Source organism: Allomuricauda sp. CP2A (genome assembly GCF_001683915.1).
GTDB lineage: Bacteria > Bacteroidota > Bacteroidia > Flavobacteriales > Flavobacteriaceae > Flagellimonas.
Genome location: NZ_LXTT01000105.1, coordinates 1 through 7,025 on the forward strand (window position 1 = coordinate 1; position 7,025 = coordinate 7,025).

4 protein-coding genes are annotated in these 7,025 nt (G+C 38.8%); 3 read left to right on the top strand and 1 reads right to left on the bottom strand.

Translation table 11 applies throughout. The features are described from left to right. Window positions 1-264: 264 nt before the first annotated feature. Window positions 265-2,421 (bottom strand): DNRLRE domain-containing protein, encoded by a 2,157-nt coding sequence (locus tag A7D14_RS12615; RefSeq protein WP_067035101.1) that lies wholly within the window; start codon window positions 2,419-2,421, stop codon window positions 265-267. A 581-nt stretch (window positions 2,422-3,002) separates the two neighbouring features. Here A7D14_RS12615 and A7D14_RS12620 point away from each other — a divergent pair. From A7D14_RS12620 to A7D14_RS12630, 3 genes are read left to right on the top strand one after another with little or no spacing between them, the layout of a single operon-like run. Continuing rightward, complete coding sequence (locus A7D14_RS12620; RefSeq protein ID WP_067035104.1) at window positions 3,003-4,538, top strand: lipopolysaccharide biosynthesis protein; 1,536 nt, start codon at window positions 3,003-3,005, stop codon at window positions 4,536-4,538. Next, entirely contained in the window at window positions 4,535-5,857 is a 1,323-nt protein-coding gene (locus A7D14_RS12625) for an O-antigen ligase family protein (protein WP_067035107.1), read from the top strand. The genes A7D14_RS12620 and A7D14_RS12625 overlap by 4 nt, the downstream gene beginning before the upstream one ends. Window positions 5,858-5,897: 40 nt before the next feature. Continuing rightward, window positions 5,898-6,983: a glycosyltransferase gene (locus A7D14_RS12630; RefSeq protein ID WP_067035112.1), complete on the top strand. Its 1,086-nt coding sequence runs from the start codon at window positions 5,898-5,900 to the stop codon at window positions 6,981-6,983. The last annotated feature ends 42 nt before the right edge of the window (window positions 6,984-7,025 follow it).

Genomic DNA, 7,025 nt, shown 5'->3' on the forward strand with positions numbered 1-7,025 from the left:
TGATTAATCTCAAAATTATTTAGCTATACAATACTCAAAATAAAATTCTAAATATGGAATTGATTTCGAAAGTTTATTGGTTGATTTGCCAAATTCAAAGCCATGCGACAGAATTAGAAAGAAATTTAAGACTAAAACATGACAGGCATTATTATCTTTGACAACACACGATAAAAGGATTTCCTCAAAAAAAAAAGCATCCCTATTAAGAATGCTTAGAATAATTTTTTCTGTTATGATAGATGCTCTTTTGCCTTTAAATGACTAAAAGTTCATATCATTTGTTCCTTCCAATATAGTTTCAAACCCTCCTGCGTAGTATTCAGCACAGATTTCAAGATTGGTATATCCCGCATTATTGACAACGGCATATCCATCAGAAAATGCCCAATCAACATGGGTTTTCAACATATCACTTGGGTCATTGGGATTAAGGTGTGCATGTTGGTTCTCGAACCAATCGGGCATATGATCGCCGTCTGAATCCAAATACATATTTGTATTGGTAAATGATGAATTGGTCCATTCCGAAGGTTCACGATAACGAGAAGGCGTAGTACCACTCAATGAACGTGCAAGATATTCTTGATCCAAATCATCGCGGAAAAACCCTGGGCTTCCATCCGCATTGATCCCTCTATTATGTCCGACACTGGCATTCATTTTTTCAGGAATTTGGTCATAAGACCAGATACCATCATTTGGAAGTATAAAATTGTTGATTTTCGATGAACTAAATAGTGAAGGATCCAAAGGTTCGTCTTCAACTACTCTTGTATTTCCAACGGTAGCTGAGCTTGATTTGAACCATACCCAAATATTTTCTTGATTTGAACTTGGCGTTTCATCCCATCCACCTATAAAGTTTCCTGATGAATAAATGGTTGGTTTTTTATTATTCCATTCGCCATTATCATATCCCCATTTATTTATAGGTGTTGACCCTTTTGATTTGTTTCCTGCTTCAGCATAATTGTCATGCCAATCTACCTTTAGAGGGCCACTGTTCCGACTAAGTCTCGCGTCCCAATTTACGATGTAGTTATTGTATATTTCAAAGTTTCCACTATAGCCTTTCATATTTGGAAATCTATGTGATATATTATAGAACATGTTCCTAGCAAAAGAATGGCTTCCTGCACCATTGTTTCTGTCTGAAAAATCATCACTGAATATAACACCAGTATTATGTGATGGAACTGCTTCAGCCAAGACATTATACGCCATGGTTGAAGTATTACCGGCATTTCTAGTTTCTGTGAAAAATATCTGGTCTGCACCATAACGCAAGGAGCAATGATCTATATAAAAGCCTGTATTTTCTTTCATAGCAAATATATTCAGTGCATCATAGCAACTAACATTGACTGTACAATTTACATCACCGTTTTGTGCGGTAATATGCCTTACTATGATATTACCTGCATTACTCCATGAAAATCTCCCTTTGCTTAGGGTAATTCCCCTTCCAGGAGCAAATTGTCCCCAAATACTGACATCGCCTTGTCCTGGTTGAAGATTTTTAAATTCAGAAGATTTTTCAACAAAACCCTCCACCTTTACGATGATAATCCTTTTTCCCGTTGCTTCGAACGCTGCCCGAAATGATCCTGGCCCACTATCATTCAAATTGGTTACCTCATAAATGGTGCCGCCACGACCACCCGTAATCTCTGCTGCTGCACCAAAGGCGGATGGAAAAGCTTTTAGGTCAGTAAGTGTAATAACATCATCAATCACAATATTTCCAATATCATCATCATTTTCATCATCCTCTTGGGTATTTCCATTGACCTTGCCCATATATTCAACAACCAAACGGGGGCCCTCATTGTTTGGACTTTCCTTGGAAGCTATTGCAATATCATTTCCTGATTTAATGTTTAACACAATCGAAAGCAAGGAAGATGTCAACAGATCGCTGTCCAATGGTATTTGCTGATCAAAGCCAACAGCATATTCACTGTCCACCTCTCCCAAAAGTTCGCCTTGGCTGGGCGCATTATCGAGTGACAGGCTTTCTTCGGTCCAATCATTGCCCGTTCCTTTATAAGCTTCCAAATGCCCATGGCCTTGATCGGAATCAGTGGTAAATTCAAGGTAGGCACCCGTTATGGTACCTTCAATGGAGCTCAAATCAAATTTTAAATAGGTTGTTCTTACATTGGTTTCAACGCGGACAATGCCTTCGTTAATACCTTCACCATCCTGTATATAGGCATCATCAATCGCATTCAACGTAATTGTTGCCGCTTCCACTTCAGCATCATCGCCATCATCAGAACCATCCACAACGGGGTCTGGATCATCAAGAATTGCTTCAGCAAATAAATCAGAATCTTTTTGACAAGAAGAGAACAGCAAAAAGAAAAATGAAATAATAAACAACATAAACGTAGTTGGGGTGGGGTTACGTCTCATAAGATAGGTTAAAAAAATGTAATTCAAGATTCAGTATGCAATAGTATATCAAAAACGAAAAACGCCGATGAAAAGTTGTCTTTTTTCGATGAAATACATAGTTTTTTGAATATCAGTGATTTCATCGATAGAAAAATTAACAACTTCTCTGTAATGCATACTTCAATTTTTTTTTCCTTCGAGTTACGGCCCCTTCCCTATTTTGGATCGTTGGGTGGGTGTTTTTAACGTTGATTTAACTGTTAAACCCATTATGCGCTGCTTTAATGCCATTCAAAATGTATAGTACAACGATAAAATGGGTAGTTGAAATGATAAAATGTTTTTGACACGGAAAAAGTTTAGAACTTAGCGCAAATTCTGATTACACTATTTTGAATTTCCGTGATCAGTCATAAAATTGGACGTGGTTTGGTTGAATGCACTATTCCTTAAAAATCCAATATCCCATAAGTAGCATGAAAAAGCACCGTGAAACCCAGAAAACCATGTAATTCCTTGAAGCAAACAATTATTTGATGGCACAACAATAAATGACTTATTCACCGTTATTTTTAACAGACTAATTTTGTAACATTTTTATGGGTCCTTCAAAGAAAGATTCACTTACCAAAAAAGGAATTCACGGTTTTATTTGGAATTTTTCGGGTTCAGTTGTCCAAATTGTTTTACAGCTATTGGTCATTGGGATTCTTTCCAGGCTACTTACCCCCGAAGAATTTGGTGTGGTGGCCATAATCATGATCGTAGTCAGTTTCACAAAGCAAATCACCACAATGGGGATTGCAAGTTCATTGGTACAATTACCCGAGTTAACGTCCAAACATATTTCACTGGCCTATACCTTTTCTATTCTTCTGGGGACTGTTTTAGGGTTTGCCTACTATGCCCTCACCCCACTGTTTGCCGAATTTTTCAATATCCAAAAAGACATCGAGGCCCTTCAATTTTTTTCCATCTTTTTTCCGCTGGTGAGCTTTGGCAGTGTTGGGGAAGCGTTATTGAGCAGAAAGTTTAGATTTGATGTGGGGGTTAAAATCGGTCTGATCGCTTACCTTATCGGTTCTGGTACTGTTTCCATAACCATGGCCTATCTCGGTTTTGGGTATTGGTCACTCATTTGGGGGCAGTTTGTAGGACTATGCATTACCATTTGTTTGACAATTTATTATGAGGTGCCCAAATTTTCATTGCGTTTGGAAAAACAACCTTTAAAGGATTTGTTCTTTTTTGGTTCTGGGCATACGTTGGGCATTATATTTAATTTTTTTGGGGAGAAAGCGGACAATATTGTGGTTGGTAAAATATTAGGGACGGCTTTATTGGGTTTTTATTCCAAGGCGTTCCAATTGTATTCCATACCGGCCAGTTTTTTTGGTACCATTTTCGACAAGGTCCTGTTCCCCATTCTATCCCAAAAACAAAATGATACCAAAAAACTATCGTCCTTTTATACGTTTAGCACAACCTTTTGTTTTGGACTCTTGGTCCCTGTAAGTGTATTGATCTTGATCAACGCCGAACTGATTATTGATGCTTTTTTGGGAAACCAATGGAAATCGGCGGTACTCCCTTTGCAATTGTTGATCTTGGGGCTGGCTTTTCGGTTTGGGACCCGGATAAACAAATCTTACCTTAAGTCATTGGGAATTGTGTACCGGGGAGCCTATTACCAGTTGATATTTGCAGTCTTGATGTTCGTATGCACCTATATTGGTGGCCAAATCTATTCGTTGCCCGGGGTTGCTGCGGGGGTGTTGGTGGCCACTTTGATAAATTATGTGCAAATTGCCTATAGGCTATATAAGGTTTTGGATTTTTCGGGCATTGCGTTAATAAAGGACTTATCCAAAAATATCATTTTTCATCTCCTTTTTGTTCTCAGCACGGTACTGCTCTATTATTTTGGGATTACATCCAAATGGATTCACTTGATTATCACAGTAACCGTATATTTACCCATCATTGTGTTCTATTTTAAAAGCAAAAAAAATATCATTTTCACACCCAATAATCTCCCCATGTTTATTTTAGTTGCCAATTCGCTGCCTGGAAAGATTAAAAATTATATGGGTCGAGTACCTATATTTAGAGACTTTTTTGCCCAACATTCATGAATCTGAAGGTTTCATACATAATCATCGCCCTTTTATTGGCATTTGACAATGTCTTTATCAAATTTCGATTGGGAGACATTATCAGTATTGATCGTGCATTGGAATTCGCATTCTTTTTTATACTCTTTAAACCCTATGTAAAAGCATTGAAGACAAATTCCTTTTTTAGGGGGTGGAATGCTTTTTTAGTTGCCTTTGCCATAATACAATTCCTTGTTAACCTCCGTATTTTGGTTCTTAATGAAATAGAGACCAAATATGTTTTTATAGACCTGTTCAAGGGGTTTTCCTTTATCGTATTCTCGGCCTTATTTTTCTTGATGGCCCAGAAGAACTTAAAGTATGTGAATATAGTTTTGATAGGCCATTTCTTGATCTGTCTATTTGCGATTTTACAGCACCCCATTTCACCCTTCGCCAGTGAGATGTTGGAATTGAAAAAGTTTCTTTTTTCCAGCACATTGGACAGTGATCGTATTTCAGGGGCCATTGAACGGGAGGACACATATATCTCAGGAGGCTATGCCGATCGGTTTAGATTGGCCGGGCCCTTTGCGTCCACCATCTCATTCTCCTACTTTGCCATAGCCAGCTTTTGCATGACCTTTTTTATGTATGTTAAAACCAAAAAAAGAATTTACATGGCCTTTCTTGGGGTTCTTTTCATATGCTCCATTCTTACCCAGACCCGTTCGTTAATGCTCGGGGAACTTGTCATAGTTGGTGGCTATTTCTTCTTTGTGCCCCATAAGAAAAGACCTTTTTACCAATCTGCCATGGTTGTTTCCGGGTTGGTGCTTTCCCTCTTTATTGCAATTGGCCAAGATTATTTTTTGCCTAAAAATTCCAGGTTGACCAAATTGAGCTCGGAGGGGCAGTCGGATAGTAGGCCATTGTTATGGCTAACCGGTGTTACAGCGGCTATGACCTATCCGCTGGGGGTGTCCAAAAAAGAGTACCAAACCGTTAAACAAGATATGTACCACAAATTTGGACAGACATCCATATTGCACTTAACCTCGCATAATGGCATTATAAACGTTGGTATTTATTACTCATTCCTTGGGTATGTACTGCTTTTTATGTTGGTGAAATTTTTATTGGAACACAATAAAAAGTCAAATTCCATCATGCGGGTCATTTTTATCTTGTTCCTCTTGGGCTATGCCACCCACATAAGCTTTCACAATAACATTTTCCTCAGTGCGGATTATCCCTTTTTTATGGTTTTGATGTTATTGGGGCTCGAATCGCAAGGCCTTGTTCCAAGATTGGAAGTAGAAGAAGAATCACAAAATTTAAGTCCTGTCCCTAATTGAGCAATAACACCAATCTATAAAATCACTAAACACATTTCAGTTGGAAAAAAAAATTGATGTCCTTTTTGTATTGCCCTCATTGCGTTCAGGAGGTGCCGAACGGGTAATGTCCTTTTTGGCCCAGAACATAGACCCTGCCCTATTTAATTCCCATCTGCTGATCACCGGTTCCGATGAAGACCAAAAATACCAGGTGGACAAAATTCCTGTCACCTTTTTAAACAAAAGTCGCGTTAAGCATGCTGTGTTTGGTATCATCAAATTTATGATCAAGAACAAGCCAAAAATTGTAATTGGTGCCATGGGCCATGTGAACACCATGCTAGGCCTTATTGGGCTTTTCTTTCCCAAGACAAAATTTGTGGCCAGGGAAACCACCATATCCAGTTTTAGCATGGACAGTGAGGACACGGGAAACGATAGACCGGCAATGTTGTATCGCTTGGCGTTGAAATCCCAGGATATGATCATTTGTCAATCCATTGACATGAAGAATGATTTGATTGAGAATTTTGGTTTGCCAACTTCAAGGATGGTGGTCATCAACAACCCCGTAACCACAAAATTCAAATTAAAGGAGCGCACTTTTGCAGCGGACAACGTATTGCGGTTCATCTCTATTGGCAGGTTGACCGAACGAAAAGGGTTTCAAAGGGTTTTAAAGGCCTTGGCCGAGTTTGACCAACCTTTTCATTACACCATCATTGGTTCCGGTGACTATAAGGATACCTTGGTCAATTTGGTTGAAAGTCTTGGACTACACGAAAAAATCACATTTGTTTCCCATACGGATAAAGTCAATGAGTATTTGGCGCAAAACGATCTATACCTACAAGGCTCTTATGTTGAAGGTTTTCCAAATGCCCTTTTGGAAAGTTGTGCCACGGGCACCCCGGCGGTTGTGTTCGATGCCCCGGGGGGAATCAATGAAATTATACTGCCAGGGGTAAACGGATATATAGCCAAGGATCATGTAGATTTTTTGGAAAAACTGGAGTTGTCCATCAACCACCCTTGGAGCCCAAGCGCAGTTAGGGAATCTGTATATTCAAGGTATTCAGAGGAAAAGATTTTGGCCAACTATGAAGACCTTTTTCTGGATTTGGTCTCTCCAAAGAAAAATTAAGAAGAAAATAAAATAATCTTGTATCCTACGTTATGTAGTAGA